This window comes from Dietzia maris (assembly GCF_014144855.1).
Taxonomy (GTDB): Bacteria; Actinomycetota; Actinomycetes; order Mycobacteriales; family Mycobacteriaceae; genus Dietzia; species Dietzia kunjamensis.
The window spans coordinates 1-1,450 of sequence record NZ_JAALDN010000460.1; the positions used below are offsets into that span (position 1 = coordinate 1).

The following is a 1,450-nucleotide window of genomic DNA, read 5'->3' on the forward strand; positions in this document are numbered from 1 at the left end:
TTCTCCGACCGTGACCAGACCGAGCAGGTGCTCGCCGCGCTCGAGGCGGTCGCGCCGGGGGTGCGGGACGTGGTCGTGGCCGCCCACTGCACGCCCGCGGACCGGATGGCCGAGCACAATGCCAATAACGCCGGTGGGGACATCGCGGCGGGACGCGTGGACCTGCGGGGGCTCATCGCCCGCCCGGTGCCGCGGGCCGACCCGTTCGCGACCGGCATTCCCGGGGTGTGGCACGCCTCCGGCTCGACCCCTCCCGGCCCGGGCGTGCACGGCATGGCCGGGCAGCACGTGGCGGAGCGCATCCTCGGCGGGTTACCGACTCGCTGGTAGGAAGCGAATCACTGGTAGGACACGAACCACGGCCGGGGCTCGACCGCCATGGTCTGCTCGGGCGTGAACGTGGGGGTGTCCTCGTCATAGAAGTTCTTCCACGCCATCCGGATGCCGGACGGCAGCCCGCTGCGCAGGACGTCCCACGTCTCCATCTTCAGGTCCGGGGTGCCGTGACCGTCGGCGTGCAGGACGATTGACACCTCCGGCCTGGAGGTGTCGATCTGGTCGCGGTCGTCGATCATGGCCATGCTGAACTGGTGGAGGATGAGGAGCTTCTGTGGCCCTCCGCTGTCCCGGGTCAGGTCCGCCAGCCAGTCGGTGACCCGGTTGATCTCCTCGGCGTCCACCGACCCGATCTGCGCGCCCGGCTGTTGTCCCGGCTCGAGCTTCCACTCGGGGTCGAGCGCGAGTCCGACGTTCGGGCGGGTGAGCAACTCCTCGAAGATCCTCGCCTGATCGAGGAGGTCGGCCATGCCGGGCTGGAGGTCGATCACCGCGTACCCGCCGGCGTCGGTGATGGCGTCGATCAGCGGGACGAACTCCTGCGGGTCCCACTCGTTGGTGTAGTTGCCGTCGGGTCCGGCGGACGTCGAGGCGACCGTCGCGATGATCTCGAACGCCGGGATGACCGGTTCCGGGGAGTGCGGCTGGTACTCCCCGACCAACTGCTGAACCCGCGCCACGCTCTCCTCTGGTCCCTGCTCGCCGAGGATCCCCAGGGCAGGGGTGATCGGCGACCCGTAGGCGGCCACGAACCGCCGGCCCGGGAACAGCAGCTGTCCGCCGCCCGGCAGTTCGGGAACCGTCCGCGCCGTCTCCACCCGGTCCTCGAGTTCGTCCTCGGTGCCCCACCCGGGCCCGAGCGCGTAGACCGCCTCGGCGTCCCGCACCGCCTCCACGGACCCGCCGTCGACCCGCGGGTCCGGGGTACGGAGGTGGGACACCGCCGCCCCGACGGCCACTGCCGTCGCGACCGCCGCGACCGGCGTCTCGTCGTACACGAGCACGCTGGGTGCGCCCTCGCCGTCCCATGCGGGTTCGCCGCTGTCGAACGGATCGGGGGCCGCGCCCGCGCCGTCGGCAGCGGTGATCTCCCCGGCCGTCATCAGCGCAGGCG

1 protein-coding gene and 1 pseudogene are annotated in these 1,450 nt (G+C 71.9%); one reads left to right on the forward strand and one right to left on the reverse strand.

All coding sequences use genetic code 11. The features are described 5' to 3' along the window. Nucleotides 1-330: pseudogene (locus G6024_RS14260) on the forward strand (phytoene desaturase family protein); the annotation flags it as partial. Nucleotides 331-338: 8 nt separating this feature from the next. Here the strand turns inward: G6024_RS14260 and G6024_RS14265 are convergent. After that, nucleotides 339-1,450: hypothetical protein (locus tag G6024_RS14265; RefSeq protein WP_159148999.1), on the reverse strand; the 1,112-nt coding region annotated here is incomplete at its 5' end.